Origin of the sequence: Vibrio antiquarius (assembly GCF_000024825.1) — a bacterium.
Lineage (GTDB): Bacteria > Pseudomonadota > Gammaproteobacteria > Enterobacterales > Vibrionaceae > Vibrio > Vibrio diabolicus.
Genome location: NC_013456.1, coordinates 1,477,051 through 1,497,028, shown reverse-complemented (window position 1 = coordinate 1,497,028; position 19,978 = coordinate 1,477,051). Strand labels below are relative to the sequence as shown.

The 19,978-nt window shown below is 45.2% G+C and carries 19 protein-coding genes, 1 tRNA gene and 1 riboswitch; of the genes, 13 read left to right on the top strand and 7 right to left on the bottom strand.

The features are described from left to right. Window position 1: 1 nt before the first annotated feature. Window positions 2-514, bottom strand: coding sequence for a molybdenum cofactor biosynthesis protein B (gene moaB, locus VEA_RS07090; RefSeq protein WP_012841578.1), 513 nt, complete (start codon window positions 512-514; stop codon window positions 2-4). 105 nt (window positions 515-619) lie between these two features. Further along, entirely contained in the window at window positions 620-1,609 is a 990-nt protein-coding gene (gene moaA, locus VEA_RS07085) for a GTP 3',8-cyclase MoaA (RefSeq protein WP_006742808.1), read from the bottom strand. Next, a riboswitch (molybdenum cofactor riboswitch) is annotated at window positions 1,598-1,732 on the bottom strand. (Overlaps the previous gene by 12 nt.) A 175-nt stretch (window positions 1,733-1,907) precedes the next feature. Here moaA and VEA_RS07080 point away from each other — a divergent pair. Beyond that, entirely contained in the window at window positions 1,908-2,804 is an 897-nt protein-coding gene (locus VEA_RS07080; RefSeq protein ID WP_006742807.1) for a YvcK family protein, read from the top strand. Window positions 2,805-2,916: 112 nt separating this feature from the next. Here the strand turns inward: VEA_RS07080 and luxU are convergent, their stop codons facing one another. The 3 genes from luxU to uvrB all read right to left on the bottom strand — a co-directional run bounded on the left by luxU (window position 2,917) and on the right by uvrB (window position 6,988). Then, on the bottom strand, window positions 2,917-3,261 hold the full coding sequence (luxU, locus tag VEA_RS07075; RefSeq protein ID WP_012841577.1) for a quorum-sensing phosphorelay protein LuxU: 345 nt from the start codon (window positions 3,259-3,261) through the stop codon (window positions 2,917-2,919). Further along, window positions 3,258-4,664, bottom strand: coding sequence for a quorum-sensing sigma-54 dependent transcriptional regulator LuxO (gene luxO, locus VEA_RS07070; protein ID WP_012841576.1), 1,407 nt, complete (start codon window positions 4,662-4,664; stop codon window positions 3,258-3,260). The genes luxU and luxO overlap by 4 nt, the downstream gene beginning before the upstream one ends. 293 nt (window positions 4,665-4,957) lie before the next feature. Further along, the gene (gene uvrB, locus VEA_RS07065) at window positions 4,958-6,988 is read right to left on the bottom strand and encodes an excinuclease ABC subunit UvrB (protein ID WP_006742805.1); all 2,031 of its coding nucleotides are present in this window, start codon (window positions 6,986-6,988) and stop codon (window positions 4,958-4,960) included. 559 nt (window positions 6,989-7,547) lie between these two features. On the opposite strand from uvrB, the gene VEA_RS07055 reads away from it, so the two are divergent. From VEA_RS07055 to VEA_RS07010, 10 genes are all read left to right on the top strand, one after another. After that, window positions 7,548-7,623, top strand: a tRNA-Asn gene (locus VEA_RS07055). 328 nt (window positions 7,624-7,951) lie between these two features. Further along, a complete protein-coding gene (gene rsxA / locus VEA_RS07050; RefSeq protein ID WP_005380762.1) occupies window positions 7,952-8,530 on the top strand; it encodes an electron transport complex subunit RsxA in 579 nt (192 codons plus the stop codon). A 3-nt stretch (window positions 8,531-8,533) separates the two neighbouring features. Next, a complete protein-coding gene (gene rsxB, locus VEA_RS07045) occupies window positions 8,534-9,130 on the top strand; it encodes an electron transport complex subunit RsxB (RefSeq protein ID WP_012841575.1) in 597 nt (198 codons plus the stop codon). An 8-nt stretch (window positions 9,131-9,138) separates the two neighbouring features. Further along, window positions 9,139-11,889: an electron transport complex subunit RsxC gene (gene rsxC / locus VEA_RS07040; RefSeq protein ID WP_012841574.1), complete on the top strand. Its 2,751-nt coding sequence runs from the start codon at window positions 9,139-9,141 to the stop codon at window positions 11,887-11,889. Beyond that, on the top strand, window positions 11,889-12,935 hold the full coding sequence (rsxD, locus tag VEA_RS07035) for an electron transport complex subunit RsxD (RefSeq protein ID WP_012841573.1): 1,047 nt from the start codon (window positions 11,889-11,891) through the stop codon (window positions 12,933-12,935). The genes rsxC and rsxD overlap by 1 nt, the downstream gene beginning before the upstream one ends. Before the next feature lie 7 nt (window positions 12,936-12,942). After that, window positions 12,943-13,575 (top strand): electron transport complex subunit RsxG, encoded by a 633-nt coding sequence (gene rsxG / locus VEA_RS07030; protein WP_006743364.1) that lies wholly within the window; start codon window positions 12,943-12,945, stop codon window positions 13,573-13,575. Beyond that, window positions 13,575-14,267 carry an electron transport complex subunit E gene (locus VEA_RS07025; protein WP_005396543.1) on the top strand — a complete coding sequence of 231 codons (693 nt, stop codon included), beginning with the start codon at window positions 13,575-13,577 and terminating at the stop codon, window positions 14,265-14,267. Before rsxG ends, VEA_RS07025 begins: the two co-directional genes overlap by 1 nt. Before the next feature lie 64 nt (window positions 14,268-14,331). Further along, entirely contained in the window at window positions 14,332-14,973 is a 642-nt protein-coding gene (gene nth, locus VEA_RS07020) for an endonuclease III (protein WP_005396542.1), read from the top strand. 32 nt (window positions 14,974-15,005) lie between these two features. Beyond that, window positions 15,006-15,422 (top strand): lactoylglutathione lyase, encoded by a 417-nt coding sequence (gene gloA / locus VEA_RS07015; RefSeq protein WP_005380739.1) that lies wholly within the window; start codon window positions 15,006-15,008, stop codon window positions 15,420-15,422. Window positions 15,423-15,572: 150 nt separating this feature from the next. Then, entirely contained in the window at window positions 15,573-16,007 is a 435-nt protein-coding gene (locus VEA_RS07010; RefSeq protein ID WP_005384886.1) for a DUF2753 domain-containing protein, read from the top strand. 120 nt (window positions 16,008-16,127) lie between these two features. Here the strand turns inward: VEA_RS07010 and motY are convergent, their stop codons facing one another. After that, window positions 16,128-17,009, bottom strand: a complete 882-nt coding sequence (gene motY, locus VEA_RS07005) for a flagellar protein MotY (RefSeq protein WP_012841571.1) — start codon at window positions 17,007-17,009, stop codon at window positions 16,128-16,130. A gap of 263 nt (window positions 17,010-17,272) precedes the next feature. Here motY and rnt point away from each other — a divergent pair, with 263 nt between their 5' ends. Both rnt and VEA_RS06995 read left to right on the top strand, forming a co-directional pair. Further along, window positions 17,273-17,917 (top strand): ribonuclease T, encoded by a 645-nt coding sequence (gene rnt, locus VEA_RS07000; protein WP_012841569.1) that lies wholly within the window; start codon window positions 17,273-17,275, stop codon window positions 17,915-17,917. A 28-nt stretch (window positions 17,918-17,945) separates the two neighbouring features. Continuing rightward, window positions 17,946-19,271: a Na+/H+ antiporter family protein gene (locus tag VEA_RS06995; RefSeq protein ID WP_041852912.1), complete on the top strand. Its 1,326-nt coding sequence runs from the start codon at window positions 17,946-17,948 to the stop codon at window positions 19,269-19,271. 75 nt (window positions 19,272-19,346) lie between these two features. On the opposite strand, the gene VEA_RS06990 is transcribed toward VEA_RS06995, so the two are convergent. Then, entirely contained in the window at window positions 19,347-19,976 is a 630-nt protein-coding gene (locus VEA_RS06990; RefSeq protein ID WP_012841567.1) for a DsbA family protein, read from the bottom strand. Window positions 19,977-19,978 lie beyond the last annotated feature (2 nt).

Below are 19,978 nucleotides of genomic sequence, written 5' to 3'. Positions count from 1 at the left end.
GTTATACAGATAGGTGCGGCATGAAGTTACAAGGGCGATGGCTTGCATCTAACTGCTGCTTGATGATCTTCGTCCAGCCAGTGCGGCACGCACCTGTTGAACCAGGCATTGCGAAGATAACTGTATGGTTAGCAAAACCTGCAATTGCACGCGATTGGATCGTTGACGTACCAATTTCTTCGTAAGACACCATGCGGAATAACTCACCAAAACCTTCTACTTCTTTATCAAACAGAGGCTTCAGCGCTTCTGGCGTGCTGTCACGTGACGTGAACCCTGTACCACCAGTAATAATGATCGCTTGAACATTGTTGTCCGCAATCCACTGAGAAACAATTGCGCGAATTTTGTACATATCATCAATAACAATTTGCTTATCGACAACATTGTGACCCGCTTCTTGAGCGTGTTCAACAAGGTAGCGACCAGAGGTATCGTTTTCTTCGGTACGAGTGTCAGATACCGTTAGAACGGCAATATTTGCAGGTTGAAATTTGCTTTCAGCGTGACCCATGTGTTCACCTATTCTCTTTTAACTTTGATACGTTTGGTATCGATTCTAGAAAAGCGAGGGAAAGCTAGCCTATAAATAAGCTTTCCCTACAAAATTTGAGTTGATTTAGCCGCCGATAGACGCCAGATGTGGCGTCATGCCCGTATTACCATCGTGCAAGAAGTGGCTCACCGACTTAGTTTGTAACTGCGCTTGGATGCGTTCAATAAGCTCACTTTCTTGCTCATCACGTTCCAGTAGATCACGCAGTTCTACACCGTGGTCTCCAAACAAACACAGATGCAGCTTACCCATCGCAGAGACGCGTAGTCGGTTGCAGCTCTCACAAAAGTCTTTTTCATAAGGCATGATTAGACCAATTTCACCCTTGTAATCTGGATGAACAAACACTTGCGCGGGGCCGTCATTATGAGAGCGCACTTTAAGCAGCCAACCGTTTGCAATCAACTGATTACGAATTGCTACGCCGGACACATGATGCTTATTGAATAAATCATCCATCTCACCCGTTTGCATCAATTCGATGAAGCGCAGTTGGATTGGACGATCTTTTATCCAGTTAAGAAACGCTGGCAGCTCGTGATGGTTCAGATCTTTCATCAACACCACATTAACTTTGACTTGCTCATAACCGACCTCGAACGCACGTTCGATACCATTCATGACTTCAGTAAACTTATTTTCACCCGTGATTTGATGGAACATGCGCGGATCAAGGCTGTCCACGCTGACGTTGATGTGAGTTAAGCCCGCTTCACGCCAGTCTGCGACTTGCTTTGCCATGCGGTAACCATTGGTCGTAGTTGCAACTTTTTGGATACCAGGCGTCGTCGCCACTGAGTGGATAATGTCGGTAAAATCTTTGCGTAAACTTGGTTCACCGCCAGTGATGCGCACTTTTGACGTGCCACAATCAGCAAACGCTTTTACGACCCGTTTGATTTCAGGAAGAGATAAAAAAGACGAGTTTTTATTGCCCGAAGGCTTATAGCCATCAGGAAGGCAATAGGTACATTTGAAATTACATACGTCGGTCACAGACAGACGCAAGTAATAGAACTTACGATGAAATTTGTCTTCGAATTGTTGCGCCACGGAACACCTTTCCAAACACGGGAGGCATGGCCATTTCCAATCATGCCCTTGTGACAGTACGCCACTGGCTCAAAACGCTTATCCTCGGACTTAGCAATAGTGAGCTCGGAGTTATGGCAACCAGAGATATGAAACCTCTGATAGCTTTGCGGTGTAAAATACTTAATATTTGTACTGGAATCCAGACTTGAGTGATAAAAAACTCTCTAGAGACACAATTTACCGCTAAGTGAGTACCTTTCGAGCACTCCTTAAGATAAATTGTAGCCGTTTTTTACAAGATTATTAGAAGAACGTAATGAATATCTACACGGATAAAAAAGTGGTCGCTGTTGGCGGTGGTCATGGCTTAGGTCGAATGTTAGCCGCACTACGGGATTTTGGCGGCAATGCAACTGGCATTGTCGCCACAACAGACAATGGTGGCTCAACAGGAAGAATTCGTCACTGCCAAGGTGGAATCGCCTGGGGCGACACACGGAACTGCATTAATCAGCTGATCACAGAACCGTCGATCAGTTCAATGATGTTTGAATATCGCTTCAAAGGTACTGGCGAGCTTGATGGTCATAACCTCGGTAACTTGATGCTTACGGCGCTCGATAACTTATCGGTCAGACCGTTAGATGCCATCAATCTGATTCGAAACATGTTAAAAGTCGACGTTAACATTCTTCCAATGTCTGAACACCCTTCCGATCTTTCCGCGTTATCCGTGGATGGAAAGTGGGTCACGGGAGAAACGAATGTAGACGAGATGGACACCGATTTACGTCGTCTCGATCTATCACCAGAAGTTCCTGCAACTAAAGAAGCAGTGACTGCACTGGCAGAAGCAGACGCTATTATTCTTGGTCCTGGCAGCTTTTTAACCAGCATCATGCCTCCTTTGCTGTTGCCTGAGCTCGGCAAAGCCATTGCCGCCAATGAGAAAGCCAAAGTCATTTTCGTTGCCAACTTGAGCCCGGAGTACGGCCCAGCCGGACGAATGACCATGGCACAAAAATTAGAATGGTGTGAGCGTGCCTGCCAAGGTAGGAAGATAGACGTGGTTCTAGCAGAGGAAACCGAGCAAGAAGTCTTGAGCCAGTGGAATGTAGTGACGGAATCGTTAGCTTCGTCGAACCGAGATTGGCGTCACGACCGAGATAAACTCAAGCTCGCTATTGAAAGCCAGCTAAGGCTTTCGATTTAAAAAAACGCCCTCTAAAGCTAGGGGATAGCTTCAAGTTTACTCGCTGTCAACAATGAAAAAACCCTTCACGTACGTGAAGGGTTTTGTGTAAGAGCCTCATCAGAACAATGCATTACTGCTGCCAATCACGATAAGCGTCGCGTGTTTCGTGCAAAAGATCGAACATCGTTTTTAACTCGTCTGACTCTTCAGCTAACTCACCTGCTTTGGCTTTTTTATCTATCGACATCGCCAATTGACAAAGACGGTCTGCTCCAAAGCTCGCTGCACTGCTTTTTAACGCGTGACTGATTTCTTTTAGGTAACGCAATCGCTCTGTCCCTTGAAACTGAGATAAATTCTCGATGTAGGTATCCATCTCCCCTAAGAAAATATCGAGTAAAACAGGAACATTATCACTGCCAATCTCCATCGACAGTTCATCAATTTTTTGCTGATTTAATACATTCACACTCATACTTTTTGCCGCTCTTCCTTGCCATTCCAAGCCTGTAACTTGCGGTAAATCGTCGACGGACTGACATCAAGGTATCCCGCCGCTCGGGGAATATTGCCATCACACGCTTCAATCGCTTGCTCTATCGCCATTTTTTCTGTCATCCACAACGGCATAATCTCAGACGCAGTCATCACTTTCGGCTCAATGAATTTCGCCACAGAAGACGGACGGTCAAGCGGTTGATTCAGTGGTGGCGGTAACATATCCAACGTGATTTCTTTACCGTTGTTTAGAACAACGATATTGCGCAGCACGTTTTGTAGCTGACGAACGTTGCCAGGCCACTCATAGCTATTAAATCGGTCGATTACATCAGGCGCAAAACGTACGAAGCTTTTTCCTTCTTCGTGCGACATATAGTCTAACAGTGAATATGCAATTTCAATGACATCTTCACCTCGTTCACGTAAAGGTGGCAAATGCAAAGGAATGACATACAAACGATAGTACAAATCTTCACGAAATCGACCTTCTTGTACCTCTTTCCATGGGTCACGGTTAGTTGCACAAACAAAGCGAACATCCACGCTCTTCATTTTTGATGAGCCCACTTTTTGGAACGTGCCAGTTTGAATAAATCGCAGCAATTTGGTTTGCAAATCTAAGTCCATCTCACACAATTCATCAAGGAAAAGTGTGCCACCATCCGCTAATTCCGCTGCACCCTGACGATCATTTGCTGCACCGGTAAAAGCACCTTTCACGTGACCAAACAGCTCACTCTCAATCAAATCTTTTGGAATTGCAGCACAGTTAATCGCAATAAAAGGCTTGTCACCACGCTTGCTTGCCGCATGGATTGCCTCGGCACATACCTCTTTCCCCGTACCACTTTCACCAGTGATGAAGATGCTCGCTTTACTGCTCGCTGCTGAATCAATCGTACGGTAAACCTGTTGCATAGTTTGGCTGCTGCCAATAAAGCCTTGATAACTTTGATTGCCCGGGTTATCCGCCTCGTTTTTTAACTTAGTCGCTTTACGAATCGCATTGTTAACCGTGACACGTAAACGGTCTGCTTCACACGGTTTGATCAAAAAGTCTTGAGAGCCATGACGCATTGCTTCTACCGCGGTATCGATAGAACCGTGAGCGGTCATAAAAATAATAGGTACGTCTGGATGACTCTTTTTTACAGCGTGTAAAACGTCCATCCCCGTCATATCTGGCAGACGAAGATCGAGCAGAATAAGATCTGGAATTCTATGGTTAAGACTTTCAATGGCATCCCTACCTGTACCTACAATATTGATATCTATACCAAGCGGTGTCAGGTATGAGCGGTACAGTGCCGCAACAGATGCGGTATCCTCAACCATTAAAAGGTAACGAGATTTAGGACCTTCAGATTTTTGTTGCATAACCTAGCTAATATTTTGTTGTGTTTTAAACAATAATCGCATTACGCTTTGCATTTTGCAAATAACATTAGCTAAATTATGGGTAAGAGAAAGGATTCAAAAATAATATCAATTATTTAAAAAATGGCATAAACCATGCTGATAGTTTAGTGACCCCTCGGGTCACCTAGCCAACTGACGTTGTTAGTGAACGAGATGTTCACAAAACAAGCCAATAGACCCGACTGCCTATTGGCTTCTTTTTTTTTGCAAGCAATCTAAAACACTTTGCTAAGCTAGATCATTAAGCTTACTTAACTATTTGCGATGAACTGCGCTCTTAGTTTTTCAATCTCGTCACGCTTTTGCGCCGCTAATTCAAACTCTAAATCTTGCGCGTGCTGATACATTGCCGCCTCAAGTCGACTGATTTCTTTTTCCAACTGTTGAGGAGACATGACCTCGTATGTTTGCGAAGGCTCCGCCACTTTCGACAACGGTACCTGTTTAGTATTACGCTGACGTTTAGACTTGGTAATATCGCCCAATTCCATAATATCTTTGATATTTCGTTTGAGCGCTTGCGGCGAAATGCCCATTTCTTCGTTGTACGCTTTCTGCTTCTCGCGGCGGCGGTTGGTTTCATCCATCGCCTTTTTCATGGAGTTGGTGATTCGGTCAGCATACAAAATCGCCTTACCTTCAAGATTTCGCGCAGCACGACCAATGGTCTGAATCAGTGAACGCTCGGAGCGCAAGAAGCCCTCTTTATCTGCATCCAATATTGCAACCAGCGAAACTTCAGGCATGTCCAAGCCTTCTCGTAGCAAGTTAATTCCCACCAGCACGTCAAACTCGCCAAGACGAAGATCACGGATGATCTCCACACGTTCTACGGTATCAATATCTGAGTGTAAGTAACGTACCCTAACATCATGTTCGTGCAAGTACTCAGTGAGATCTTCGGCCATCCGTTTGGTCAATGTTGTCACTAGAACTCGCTCATCTTTAGCAGAACGGAGACGAATTTCAGACAACAAGTCGTCTACTTGGGTCGCTACTGGGCGAACTTCCAATTCTGGGTCAAGCAAGCCTGTTGGACGAACAACTTGATCCGCTACATCACCAGCCGATTTTTCTAGTTCATAATTTCCTGGCGTCGCAGAGACAAAAATCGTCTGCGGTGCTAACGCTTCAAACTCTTCAAACTTGAGGGGACGATTATCTAACGCAGAAGGTAAGCGAAAACCAAACTCCACCAGTGTTTCTTTACGAGAGCGGTCACCTTTATACATGGCACCAATCTGCGGCACCGTCACGTGAGATTCATCGATGATCAACAAACCGTCATGAGGCAAGTAATCAAACAATGTCGGTGGCGGCTCGCCTTCCAATCGTCCGCTGAGATAGCGAGAATAGTTTTCGATACCTGAGCAAAAACCTAACTCATTCATCATCTCGATATCGAATTGAGTCCGCTGGCTAATACGCTGTTCTTCCAGTAGCTTGTTGTTGTCTAGAAGCTGTTTTTTGCGTACTTCTAATTCAACCTTAATATTTTCAATCGCTTCAAGAATGCGATCTCTTGGTGTCACGTAGTGCGTCTTAGGATAAATGGTGTAGCGTGGTAAATCTCGCTGTTTCACCACACCAGTCAATGGGTCAAAAACACTGATGCAGTCAATTTCATCATCAAACATTTCGACACGAACTGCGTCTTGGTCAGATTCCGCTGGAAAGATATCAATCACTTCGCCACGAACCCGAAACTGCCCTCGCTCAAATGCCACGTCATTTCTCGAATATTGTAGCTCTGCCAAACGTCGTAGCATGTCCCGTTGATCAATCACGTCACCACGACGTAAATGCAACATCATTTGCAAGTAAGATTCTGGGTCACCCAAACCATAGATAGCAGAAACAGACGCAACGATAATCGCGTCTTTACGTTCCAATAGTGCTTTCGTTGCGGAAAGGCGCATTTGCTCTATGTGAGCGTTAACCGATGCGTCTTTTTCAATGAAAGTATCCGTCGTCGGGACATAAGCTTCAGGCTGGTAGTAATCGTAGTAGGAAACAAAGTACTCCACCGCATTATTGGGAAAGAATGATTTCATCTCGCCATATAATTGCGCTGCGAGCGTTTTGTTTGGAGCAAGTAATATTGCAGGTCGTTGGGCTTGAGCGATAACATTCGCTAGTGTGAACGTTTTACCCGATCCCGTTACCCCCAATAGTGTTTGATGTGCCAGTCCAGCATCGAGCCCCTCAAGCAGCTGCTTGATCGCTCCCGGCTGGTCACCCGATGGCTGATAATCGGAGACCAATTCATAGACTTTACTCATACCCTTCCTCAACTTTACTGCGCTTTGGCTGTATATATATACACCTTAGCCAATGAAATCTACGTCTATTGAAAATTTACCCACCATTGTTAATAAATTTTCTTGTTTGTCTAGAATGCTGTAGCCATACAAAACCTACTCTGATATAGTACTTCGCCCTAGCTGAAGAGCCACACCCATTCTTCACATTGCAGTTTCCACAACTTTTCCCCAAAAATTGGCCTAAACACTCTTTATCCCCAAAAGCTAGATTTTTATCCACCTTGAATACATTTTGCTTAACATCAATAAATCTATGTTTTAATTGCATATTCTCTGTGTAACTCTGATTAAAAATTCACTAAATAAAAACCAGGTTGCATATAAAAGATCTTTACTCAGATCTCATCAACATAGTTATCCACAAAATTAGTGGATAAGTAACCTCACCCCTTTGCTGACAAGCAGTACAGAAAAGTAAAGCCCTTCCCTCAATATTTTTTGCTAAAAATGTATTTTTTTACTGTTGACAGTAGTTTGGCTGCTCGGTAAGATTCGTCCCGCTTTCAAGCAAAGCAATTCCTCCTTAGCTCAGTTGGTAGAGCGACGGACTGTTAATCCGCAGGTCGCTGGTTCGAGCCCAGCAGGAGGAGCCAAATTCCAGAAAAGCCGTGTCGCAAGACACGGCTTTTTTCGTTTTGAAATAAAAAACTTCTTTCACCATCAATATCTCAAGTGACGACTTAAAATTACTCGCTAAATGTAATTCCCGCCTTCTGAGCAAAAGATTCTTTGAGGAAAGGCAGCACCAGCGTCTTTGTAAAATCCATTCAGCAAGCTGTTCAATTTCTTATTGATTCATCAAAATACCTCACATAGACGACTATTTTTCCATCGTGTATGTAAAACCACATCGTTCACTGGTTGTTATTGGTGTCACAAAACACGATAATATCAAGATCGGATTTTAAGAACGTAATAACTATGACCGAATATGTTTTGTTGTTGGTCGGCACTGTGCTGGTGAACAACTTTGTACTGGTGAAGTTTTTGGGCCTCTGTCCTTTTATGGGTGTGTCCAAAAAACTGGAAACAGCAATAGGTATGGGCTTAGCGACAACTTTTGTGCTAACGCTCGCGTCAGTGTGTGCGTATTTAGTGGAAAGCTACATTCTTCGTCCACTGGGTATTGAGTACCTTCGAACCATGAGTTTTATTTTGGTGATAGCAGTTGTGGTGCAGTTCACCGAAATGGTTGTGCACAAAACAAGTCCAACACTTTATCGCTTGCTTGGTATTTTCTTACCGCTGATCACTACAAACTGCGCGGTATTAGGTGTCGCGCTTCTTAATATTAATGAGAACCATAACTTTATCGAATCGATTATCTACGGCTTCGGCGCCGCTGTTGGTTTCTCATTGGTGTTGATACTTTTTGCATCCATGCGTGAGCGCATAGCTGCCGCCGACGTACCAGTGCCTTTTAAAGGTGCATCGATTGCAATGATTACAGCGGGTTTAATGTCACTAGCCTTTATGGGCTTTACAGGTTTGGTGAAGTAAACAATGAGTACGATTTTAATTGCGATCATCGCGTTAGCGGTTCTTGCTGCGATTTTCGGCGCGATACTTGGTTTTGCTTCTATTCGCTTCAAAGTCGAGGCAGACCCAATTGTGGATCAAATCGACGCAATCTTACCTCAAACTCAATGCGGTCAATGTGGCTACCCTGGTTGCCGCCCTTATGCTGAAGCGATTGCAAATGGCGACCACATCAACAAATGTCCGCCAGGCGGTCAGGCAACAATCGAAAAGCTCGCCGACTTAATGGGTGTTGAGCCAGAAGAATCTGCGCACGATCTCGACAACAAAATTCCAACCGTTGCGTTTATCCATGAAGATATGTGCATTGGCTGTACTAAGTGTATTCAAGCGTGTCCAGTGGATGCAATTGTAGGCGGAACCAAAGCGGTTCATACCGTAATTAAAGACGAATGTACGGGGTGTGACTTATGTGTTGCACCATGTCCAACTGATTGTATTGAAATGATTCCTGTGGCAACCACCACGGAAAGCTGGAAGTGGCAACTTAACTCCATTCCAGTACTCAACATTACGGATGCTGCCGACGATGCAGCGAACGTGAAAGATTCAATTAAGTAAGGTTTCGCATGTTGTCTTTGATTGAACAAATTCGTACAGGCTCGCTTTGGGATTTCCCTGGTGGTGTGCATCCGGCAGAAAACAAAAAGCAGTCCAACAAAACTGAGCTCGTTCACGCGGCTATCCCATCAGAAATTGTATTACCGCTAAAACAGCACATTGGTAAGGCTGGTAACTTATTGGTTGCCGAAGGTGACCACGTATTAAAAGGCCAGCCATTAACGCAATCCGAAACTGGTTTTACCGTTCCAGTGCATGCTCCTACATCGGGTACGATCACCGCCATTGAGCCTAGAACCGTTGCTCACCCTTCAGGTCTGAGTGAACTCTGTGCGGTCATTACCCCTGATGGTAACGATACATGGTGTGACAGAAAACCCGTCGCGGATTACAAACAAGAAACACCTGACGCACTGATCGATATTATTCGTCTCGCAGGCATTTCAGGTATGGGTGGCGCAGGTTTCCCTACCGCAAAAAAAATCCAATCAGGTTTTGCTCGCACAGAGATTCTTATCGTCAACGCAGCTGAGTGTGAGCCATACATCACATCAGATGACAAGCTCATGCAAGAGCATGCCGAAGAGCTCATCCAAGGTATCGAGATTGTCGAACATATCCTGACACCAAAGCTCACGATTATTGGTATTGAAGATAACAAACCAGAGGCAATTAAAGCGTTAGAAGCTGCGGCTCTAAACAAAGATATCGTCATTCGCGTTATCCCGACTAAATACCCTTCTGGTGGTGAAAAACAGCTGATCAAAATTTTGACCAATAAAGAAGTACCAAGCGGCGCAATTCCAGCCGATATTGGTATTTTGGTTCAAAATGTCGGTTCTCTTTACTCAATCAAACGCGCAATCATCGATGGTGAACCGATGATAAAACGCGTGGTGACTCTCACCGGTAAAACATTCAAACAACCACGCAATGTTTGGGCATTATTAGGTACACCAGTACAGGCGTTATTGGATGAGTTTGGCTATAAAGCCGATAAGAAGTTACAACGTTTAATCATGGGTGGACCAATGATGGGCTTCACCCTTCCCCACTCTCAAGTGCCGATTACCAAGACAGCAAACTGTATCCTTGCCCCGACTCGTCGTGAGATCTCTCCACACCAACATGAGATGGAATGTATTCGCTGTAGCCAATGTGCTGAAGCTTGCCCTGCTTCACTGCTACCTCAGCAACTGCAATGGCATGCAAAAGCTGAAGAGTATGACAAACTCGAAGAACTAAACTTAAAGGATTGTATCGAGTGCGGTGCTTGTGCGTTTGTGTGTCCAAGTGAAATTCCTCTCGTACAGTACTACCGCCAAGCAAAAGCGGAAATTCGCACCAGAACACAAGAAGCGGAAGCTGCTGAGCGAGCGAAGCTGCGTTTTGAAGAGAAGAAAGCGCGCATGGAGCGCGAAAAAGCAGAACGTGAAAGTCGCTTTAAGAAAGCAGCCGATCAGCGCCGTAAAGACATGAAATCTTCTGGTGGTGATGATGCGATTGCAGCAGCGATCGCACGAGTGAAAGCTCAGAAGACAGAAACAACAGAAAAAGCAGAGCCAGCCGTGAAACCTGCCGTCGCAGCAGCCATTGCCAAAGCGAAGGCAAAACAGGCCGCAGCCGCTAAAGCAGGCTCTAGTGAACCTGATAACTCAGAAATGGCAAAACTGCGCGAAGAACGCAAACGTCTAGCCCGCGAACGTAAAGCACAAAAAGAGCAAGGCGAAACACCAGACAACAACGCTGATGATAAGAAATCGGCAGTTGCAGCAGCCATCGCCCGAGCTAAAGCGAAAAAAGCTCAACAAGAAGAACCAACCGAAACGTTAGAAGCTCAAGCACCTGCTGAGCAAACCGACGATCCGAAGAAAGCCGCGGTTGCTGCTGCCATTGCACGTGCCAAAGCACGTAAAGCGAAACAAGCAGACTCAACTGAAACTGAAGAAGCTGAAACGCCTACTGAGAAAACCGAAGATCCGAAGAAAGCCGCGGTTGCTGCTGCCATTGCACGTGCCAAAGCACGTAAAGCGAAACAAGCAGACTCAACTGAAACTGAAGAAGCTGAAACGCCTACTGAGAAAACCGAAGATCCGAAGAAAGCCGCGGTTGCTGCTGCTATTGCTCGCGCTAAGGCTCGTAAAGCGAAACAAGCAGACTCAGCTGAAACGGTAGAAGCAGAAGCGCCTACTGAGCCAACCGACGATCCGAAAAAAGCCGCGGTTGCTGCTGCCATTGCGCGTGCCAAAGCGCGTAAAGCGAAACAAGCAGACTCAACTGAAACGGAAGAAACTGAAGCGCCTGCTGAGAAAGCTGAAGATCCGAAGAAAGCCGCGGTTGCTGCTGCCATTGCACGCGCCAAAGCGCGTAAAGCTAGGCAAGAAGAACCAGCCGAAACGGTAGAAGCTGAAACGCCTGCTGAACAAGCTGAAGATCCGAAAAAAGCGGCTGTCGCTGCGGCTATTGCGCGTGCCAAAGCGCGTAAAGCTAAGCAAGAAGAACCAGCCGAAACGGTAGAAGCTGAAACGCCTGCTGAACAAACTGAAGATCCGAAAAAAGCGGCTGTCGCTGCGGCCATTGCGCGTGCCAAAGCGCGTAAAGCTAAGCAAGAAGAACCAGCCGAAACGGTAGAAGCTGAAACGCCTGCTGAACAAACTGAAGATCCGAAAAAAGCGGCTGTCGCTGCTGCTATTGCGCGCGCGAAGGCTCGCAAAGCGCAGCAAGAAGCTAATAAAAATAATACTGAGGAGAACGAGTAGTGTCGTTTTTTATTGCCAGTTCACCGCATACCCACAGCCGTCGTAGCACACCTGACTTAATGAAATGGGTGGCACTTTGTGCTCTCCCAGGTTTAGCGGCTCAGACCTACTTCTTTGGGTGGGGAACGCTTATTCAACTGATTTTTGCCATCGCAGTCGCTGTATCACTTGAAGCCTTAGTTATGGTATTCCGTAAACGTTCGCCGATGCGAGCACTACGTGATAACAGTGCGATCGTTACCGCTTGGTTATTAGCCGTTGCTATCCCACCATGGTCTCCGTGGTGGATTATGGTGATCGGACTTATTTTCGCGATTGTAATCGCTAAACACCTATATGGTGGCCTTGGTCAAAACTTATTCAATCCTGCCATGGTCGCTTATGTGGTCTTGTTGATCTCATTCCCAGTGCAAATGACGAGTTGGAGTGCCCCGACGTCACTCATACCTGATCACGTAAATTTTGCAGATACACTCTCTTTAATTTTTACGGGCTATGATTACGACGGCTTATCGCTTCAGCAAGTTCGAACGGGGGTTGACGGTGTGACAATGGCGACGCCACTTGATGCATTTAAGACCGGCATTCATACAGGTGCAACCCCAAGCGAAGTACTGTCGCAGCCAATATTCGATGGATTAGCTGGCATTGGTTGGCAATGGGTAAATCTTGCCTACTTACTTGGTGGTTTAGTGATGATCAAAAAACGCATCATCCAATGGTATATCCCCGTAGGCTTCCTAGCGAGCCTGACGCTATTTAGCCTCGTGTTCAGCTTGCTGACCCCAGGGGAAACTGCGTCGCCAATCTTCCACTTGTTATCAGGTGCAACCATGCTTGGCGCATTCTTTATTGCAACCGATCCCGTGTCGGCGTCTACCACCGTTAAAGGACGTTTGATCTTTGGCGCGCTTATTGGTGCTTTGGTCTTTATCATTCGCAGTTGGGGCGGCTTCCCTGATGGTGTTGCATTCGCAGTGTTACTTGCAAATATGTGTGTGCCACTGATCGATTACTACACCAAACCTAGAACTTACGGTCACTGAGGTAAACATGTTAACCGCTATTAGAAAAAATGGTCTGACACTTGCGATCTTTGCCTGTGCAACAACCGGATTAGTCGCCTTTACTCAGTACCTAACAAAAGACCAAATCAAGATACAAGAACAACAACAATTGCTTTCTGTTTTGAATCAAGTCATTCCAGAAAATATGCATGACAACGCACTCACGCAAGCCTGCACTATGGTCACGTCACCAGAACTGGGGACATTGCGTGCGATGCCAGCCTACCTCGCCACAAAGAATGGTGAACCGACAGCAATCGCAATAGAATCCATCGCGCCAGATGGCTACAATGGTGAGATAAAAGTTATTACTGGGATTGACAATCAGGGCAATATTTTGGGGACACGCGTCTTAAGCCATCAAGAAACCCCTGGCCTGGGCGACAAAATTGATCTTCGTGTCACCGACTGGATCCTGAGCTTTACGGGCAAACAAGTCACGGAAAGTAACTGGAACTCATGGAAAGTTCGTAAAGATGGTGGTGATTTCGATCAATTTACTGGTGCAACGATCACGCCTAGAGCCGTCGTAAAAGTGGTGCGAAATACCGTTAACTACGTAAACCAATCTCGTGAAGACATTCTTAGCCAGCCTTTGGGCTGTGAAGGAGAGCAGTAATGAGTGAAAATAAATTGCTGATGAAAAACGGTATGTGGAGCAATAACCCTGCTCTCGTACAGCTGCTGGGTCTGTGTCCACTACTAGCGGTTTCTTCCACGATAACCAATGCCTTAGGTCTTGGTATTGCAACCTTATTAGTGCTGGTCGGCTCCAACGTCACGGTTTCTCTTATTCGTAATTACGTACCAAAAGAGATCCGCATTCCTGTGTTCGTGATGATCATTGCCTCTCTCGTTACCTGTGTTCAGTTATTGATGAATGCCTATGCGTATGGTTTATACCTATCTCTTGGTATCTTTATTCCTCTGATTGTAACCAACTGCATCATTATTGGTCGAGCTGAAGCATATGCTTCAAAAAATGATGTTGCGCCTGCAGCATTAGACGGTTTATGGATGGGGCTTGGTATGACAAGCGTTTTGGTCGTGCTAGGTGCCATGCGTGAGTTAATTGGTAATGGCACACTATTCGACGGGGCAGATCTGCTATTAGGAGACTGGGCATCCGCTCTCCGCATTCAAGTTTTCCAATTTGACAACAGCTTTCTGCTAGCGCTTCTTCCACCCGGTGCATTTATCGGTGTTGGTCTGTTGATAGCGCTTAAAAATGTCATCGATAATTCAGTCCAGGCACGTCAACCAAAAGAAGAAAAACCAACCATAGAACGTGCTCGCGTCACCAACGCATAACAAAATAAGGCTCTGTCATAGGAGCCTTTTTCATAAACCGCAGAGACGGTATTGGAAGTCAGCAATGAACAAAATAAAAAGAATCGAAATTCTTGAGCGATTACGAGAAAACAATCCGAATCCTCAAACTGAGCTTAACTGGAGCTCCCCTTTTGAGCTGCTAATCGCGGTATTACTATCAGCGCAAGCAACCGATGTAAGTGTCAATAAAGCCACCGACAAGCTTTTCCCTGTCGCTAATACACCGAAAAGTATTCTCGATTTGGGAGTTGATGGCTTAAAAGAATACATAAAGACCATCGGTTTATTTAACTCAAAAGCAGAAAACACTATCAAGACTTGTAAGATCTTGTTGGAAAAACACAATGGTGAAGTTCCTGAAGATCGTGCAGCGTTAGAAGCGCTACCAGGCGTAGGTCGCAAGACCGCAAACGTCGTGCTCAACACCGCTTTTGGTTGGCCAACCATTGCCGTCGATACGCACATTTATCGCGTGTCGAATCGTACTAAGTTTGCAATGGGCAAAACGGTTGATGATGTCGAGCAAAAGCTATTAAAAGTTGTGCCAAAAGAGTTCAAACTCGATGTGCACCACTGGCTCATTCTTCATGGCCGCTACACGTGCTTGGCGAGAAAGCCTCGCTGCGGTAGCTGCATTATTGAAGATTTGTGCGAATATAAAGAGAAAGTATATCCAGATAGCTAACGCTATTTGAAAATCAAAGCTAGGAGCAAAAAATGTCAAATGGTCGAATTCTCCACACTATGCTTCGCGTAGGTGATCTAGACAAATCCATCAAGTTTTACACTGAAGTTATGGGCATGCAGTTGCTTCGTACGAACGAGAATAAAGAGTACGAATACACACTGGCGTTTCTTGGCTACGGTGACGAATCCCAAGGTGCTGTGATCGAGCTAACTTACAACTGGGGTAAAACTGAATATGACCTAGGTACTGCTTTTGGTCATATCGCCATTGGTGTTGATGATATCTACACAACTTGCGACGCTATCAAAGCGGCGGGCGGTAATGTGACGCGTGAACCAGGTCCAGTAAAAGGCGGAAGCACGCACATTGCATTCGTAAAAGACCCAGATGGTTATATGATTGAGCTTATCCAAAACAAGCAAGCTTCAGCAGGTCTTGAAGGCTAAGTAGCACTTCTGATAATTACTTGTGCTGCAAGTTGAACATCGATTACAGGCAGGTCTGCGATCTGCCTGTCCTTTTATAAACAAAACCCTTTACTTGATAATAATTATCGTTTAGATTTGTTCGCAACTTCGATATGCGGGATTACGATAATGATCAGTGAATGGGAAAAACACACACTTCTAGCCGATACGGCACTTCAACTAGATGACCCTGTTCGCAGCATTCTTCATTACCAGCAAGCCCTAAGCCTGAGTGAAGATATTAGCGAATGTGTGGAAATTGAAGCAGACGAGCGATTGTTAATTTCTGTGATTTCTTGTCATAACTTAGCTCAGTTCTGGCGTTGGGCCGGAGACACTGACTATGAACTCAAATACCTTCAGCTGGCTTCAGAGAAAGTCTTAACACTCATCCCACAATGCCCAAATAAAGAATGTGCAAGCTTTATCGACTCAATAGGATGTTGCACTAAAGCATTAATAGACTTCATGAAACGTCATCCTAATCCGGCTATTGCCAAACAGGTTGAAAAAATAGATACCGCAACCAATTGCGAAGTCATTGCCAAATTCCGCTTAAACTAACATTCAAATTATACAGCCGGACTCACCGAAAGGTGCTTGGCAAAATACCACTAAAATATTATTAACGACGTCAGTAAATCAAAAACGCCGAAGCTTTCAGCTTCGGCGTTTTTATATGCATTACACTTGGGTTCGCCCTAGAGATATCACTACTCGGCGGTTTTTGTCTTTTCCTATCGGCGAACCGTTATCAGCAATAGGACGACGCTTGCCGTATCCTTGCACTTGAATTCGATCTTCCGGTAGCCCTAGAGACTGAAAATAATCACGAAGTGACTCTGCACGTCGCTCAGATAAGCTTTGACTCGCACTTTTGCCATCAGTTGAATCGGTGTACGTCGCCACCAGCACGAGATCGATATCTTGATTATGTCGGATATAATCTGCAATTTGTGATAAACGCTTTTTGGAAGCCTTGGTTAACTGATCGCCTTGTCTTTCGTAGTGCAAAATCGTAAAGGCAATGTCTTCAAAACTGTATTTCAATAAATTGGAAATACAGTCGCTAAACGCGTTGTACTTATTTTGAAACAGCACGGATGACAATGCGACTTCAATTCTCTGATCTCGGCTCTGCCAATCCTGATAACTAAAGGTCGGATAACGCCCTTTTTCCAGCTCAGACAAAATGCCCCATGCTGTTTGCCCTCCGACATAACCATCAAACTGTTTAAAAAACTTTAGGTTTGTAATTCGATCGGCGTGTTCACCTGGTCGCCAAGGTGGCGGCATAGAGATGAGACTGACGTTACGTGTTTCTCCCATCGGACGGCGCATTTTTAACTCAAAGTCTAAATTGATTTTTTTATTCGCACGAGATGAAAATACCGCATCTCCAAAACTTGGAATCGGGTGAACAAGTTGGCATTCTAACGGTGTGTTGACCACCATTTCCCATTGAGATTGCTGTGGAGTGGCAACATAACGTTTGCCCATCACAGCAAAACTGCTTGTGCTAAACAACGAAAATACAACGCCACTAGTAATCAGCCATTTCTTCATCTAAGTACTGTCTCTTAAACGGCAGTCTGTTGCCGTCAATTTGAATCAATAAAACCACTTCACCTGGTATGCAAAAACCTCGCCAACGTGCGAAATATCGTGATATTACGATTAACGTTAATCATGGTAACTCAATCACCCGAAATGCGATCGAGCGTATTGATGAGATGCAAAATAGAATTCCGTTTTTCTCCTAAATTGCGGTTTTTCTCGTCGGTATAATCTGCAATAATGCAGCCTTCGTCACACAAAAATAAGCCGACATGACAATAGAAAATGAAGCTCTGACCTTGAAAAAACGCTTTCGTGGTTATTTCCCTGTGGTAGTAGACGTTGAGACCGCAGGTTTCAATGCTCAAACTGATGCACTTTTAGAAATTTGCGCCGTTACGTTAAAAATGGACGAAGATGGCGTGTTGCATCCAGCCTCCACCATTCATTTTCATGTTGAGCCATTTGAGGGCGCTAACTTAGAAAAAGAAGCGCTAGAATTCAATGGTATTCGTGACCCATATAGCCCTCTTCGTGGTGCAGTTTCTGAGCAAGAAGCGTTAAAAGAGATTTATAAACTTATTCGCAAAGAACAAAAAGCCGCAGATTGCTCGCGCGCAATTATGGTTGCCCATAACGCAGCATTCGACTTAGGTTTTGTAAATGCAGCCAATGAGCGCTGTAAACTAAAAAGAGTCCCTTTTCATCCCTTTGCTACTTTTGACACGGCAACATTGAGCGGCCTTGCTTATGGTCAAACGGTTCTCGCGAAAGCATGCAAAACGGCCGGGATGGAATTCGATAATCGTGAAGCACACTCAGCGCTTTACGATACACAAAAAACAGCAGAATTATTCTGCGGCATTGTCAACAAATGGAAGGCCCTCGGCGGTTGGCCGCTTGTTGACGAAGAATAATAAGTAAACACAACATATTAGGAAAAGTATGAATCCTGTCGTTATATCAGTGTGCGTCATGCTCGTGTTAGCATTGATGCGCGTAAACGTGGTGGTTGCCCTCACGTTTAGTGCCATCGTTGGTGGCCTTGTCGCAGGCATGAGCCTTGGAGACACAGTTGCCGCGTTCGAAAGTGGTTTAGGGGGCGGTGCGACTATCGCTCTGAGCTACGCGATGTTAGGCACTTTCGCCGTTGCTATCTCTAAATCTGGCATCACGGATCTACTGGCAAAAAGTGTTATCAAGCGCTTAAACGGTAAAGAAAACTCGGCGTCAACTACCGGGTTAAAGTACGCGGTGTTAGTCGCGCTCGTTCTTGTCACTATGTCATCTCAGAACGTAATTCCGGTCCATATCGCCTTTATTCCAATTTTGATTCCACCTCTTTTGGGCGTATTTGCGAAACTTAAGCTCGATCGGCGTTTGGTCGCGTGTGTTCTTACTTTTGGTTTGATCACACCTTACATGATCTTACCTGTTGGTTTCGGCGGTATTTTCTTAAACAACATTCTATTAAAGAACCTACATGACAACGGTTTGGAAAACGTGGTTGCAAGCCAAGTTCCAACGGCAATGTTACTGCCAGGTGCTGGTATGTTGTTTGGTCTATTGCTGGCGATCTTTGTTAGCTACCGTAAACCGCGCATCTACGAAGAAACGGAGTTGACTGTCGTTCACGAGACAGATCATGCTATCAATAAAAAGCACATCTTGGTGGCCGCTCTTGGTATTGTCGCCGCATTGAGTGTTCAGCTTTACACTGGCTCAATGATTATTGGTGCTCTAGCTGGCTTTATGGTGTTTACTTTTGGCGGTGTGATTGCTTGGAAAGAAACACACGATGTCTTCACAAAAGGCGTGCATATGATGGCTATGATTGGTTTCATCATGATCGCTGCCGCAGGTTTTGCTGCGGTAATGAAGCAAACAGGTGGCGTTGAGACATTAGTACAGTCTCTCTCTACCAGCATTGGTGATAATAAGCCGCTTGCTGCGCTATTAATGCTAATTGTTGGTCTGTTGGTAACAATGGGTATCGGTTCATCGTTTTCAACCATTCCAATCTTGGCGACAATCTACGTTCCACTCGCGTTGGCATTTGGTTTTTCGCCAATGGCAACAATCGCGCTAGTTGGTACTGCTGCCGCTTTGGGTGATGCTGGTTCTCCAGCGTCCGACTCGACATTAGGCCCTACATCTGGTCTAAATGCCGACGGTCAGCATGAGCACATTTGGGAAACGGTTGTTCCAACCTTTATCCACTACAACATTCCACTGATCATCTTTGGTTGGATTGCTGCAATGGTGCTTTAGTACCTTTGTTTGATGGATATACTTAGTTACGAAAAAGCCGCTCATTGAGCGGCTTTTTGTTATTTGAAATCGCGATTATTGCGCTGGCATATTGTCAATAATACGCTCACGTATCAGTTTCAAGGTAGGCTCTGTTGACAGATAATCCACGGCAATCGGGAAATAAGCGTCGTTAATTTGAAGAACCAAGCTAGGGTAAGAATCCACGCCTAGGCTCTTTGCAAGACTCAGTTGATCTTGGAACACACCTTCTAAGAAAGAGCCGTCCATATCGTTCTTGAACTGCTGAACATTCAAACCAATTTCTTTAGCTAGCTGCAAGTGAGTCGCTTCTTCATGAGGAGGCATCGCACGTAAGTAATACGCATGTTGAATCGCTTCTAGCATCTGCTCATAAGAATCTTGAAAGCCCGCTGCGATAACTGCGCGACAAGATTGGTAAGTGCTTCTTACTGGCGTACAAAGCTTCCAAAAATCGTAGTTAAACTTGGTGCCCAACTGACGCTCAATCTGCTTCCAAATAGCTTCGAGTTTTTGTTGCATCTCTGGTGGCATCGGCAAACTAGTATCTGGCGCAAGACCACCCACCACATACTCAAACTGAATAACGCCTGGCAGTTGCTGTTTCAATTTATCAAGCGTCGGTTTGTAACCCCAACACCAACTGCACATTGGGTCATGCACGTAGTAAAGCTTTATGTTCATTC

What these genes read in the sequence shown, in the direction of transcription:
- moaB (WP_012841578.1), bottom strand. Translation starts at nt 514, where the DNA reads ATGGGTCACGCTGAAAGCAAATTTCAACCTGCAAATATTGCCGTTCTA.
- rsxB (WP_012841575.1), top strand. Translation starts at nt 8,534, where the DNA reads ATGAGTACGATTTTAATTGCGATCATCGCGTTAGCGGTTCTTGCTGCG.
- VEA_RS06990 (WP_012841567.1), bottom strand. Translation starts at nt 19,976, where the DNA reads ATGAACATAAAGCTTTACTACGTGCATGACCCAATGTGCAGTTGGTGT.
- luxU (WP_012841577.1), bottom strand. Translation starts at nt 3,261, where the DNA reads ATGAGTGTGAATGTATTAAATCAGCAAAAAATTGATGAACTGTCGATG.
- gloA (WP_005380739.1), top strand. Translation starts at nt 15,006, where the DNA reads ATGTCAAATGGTCGAATTCTCCACACTATGCTTCGCGTAGGTGATCTA.
- rnt (WP_012841569.1), top strand. Translation starts at nt 17,273, where the DNA reads ATGACAATAGAAAATGAAGCTCTGACCTTGAAAAAACGCTTTCGTGGT.
- nth (WP_005396542.1), top strand. Translation starts at nt 14,332, where the DNA reads ATGAACAAAATAAAAAGAATCGAAATTCTTGAGCGATTACGAGAAAAC.
- uvrB (WP_006742805.1), bottom strand. Translation starts at nt 6,988, where the DNA reads ATGAGTAAAGTCTATGAATTGGTCTCCGATTATCAGCCATCGGGTGAC.
- rsxC (WP_012841574.1), top strand. Translation starts at nt 9,139, where the DNA reads ATGTTGTCTTTGATTGAACAAATTCGTACAGGCTCGCTTTGGGATTTC.
- VEA_RS07010 (WP_005384886.1), top strand. Translation starts at nt 15,573, where the DNA reads ATGATCAGTGAATGGGAAAAACACACACTTCTAGCCGATACGGCACTT.
- VEA_RS07080 (WP_006742807.1), top strand. Translation starts at nt 1,908, where the DNA reads ATGAATATCTACACGGATAAAAAAGTGGTCGCTGTTGGCGGTGGTCAT.
- rsxA (WP_005380762.1), top strand. Translation starts at nt 7,952, where the DNA reads ATGACCGAATATGTTTTGTTGTTGGTCGGCACTGTGCTGGTGAACAAC.
- motY (WP_012841571.1), bottom strand. Translation starts at nt 17,009, where the DNA reads ATGAAGAAATGGCTGATTACTAGTGGCGTTGTATTTTCGTTGTTTAGC.
- luxO (WP_012841576.1), bottom strand. Translation starts at nt 4,664, where the DNA reads ATGCAACAAAAATCTGAAGGTCCTAAATCTCGTTACCTTTTAATGGTT.
- VEA_RS07025 (WP_005396543.1), top strand. Translation starts at nt 13,575, where the DNA reads ATGAGTGAAAATAAATTGCTGATGAAAAACGGTATGTGGAGCAATAAC.
- VEA_RS06995 (WP_041852912.1), top strand. Translation starts at nt 17,946, where the DNA reads ATGAATCCTGTCGTTATATCAGTGTGCGTCATGCTCGTGTTAGCATTG.
- rsxG (WP_006743364.1), top strand. Translation starts at nt 12,943, where the DNA reads ATGTTAACCGCTATTAGAAAAAATGGTCTGACACTTGCGATCTTTGCC.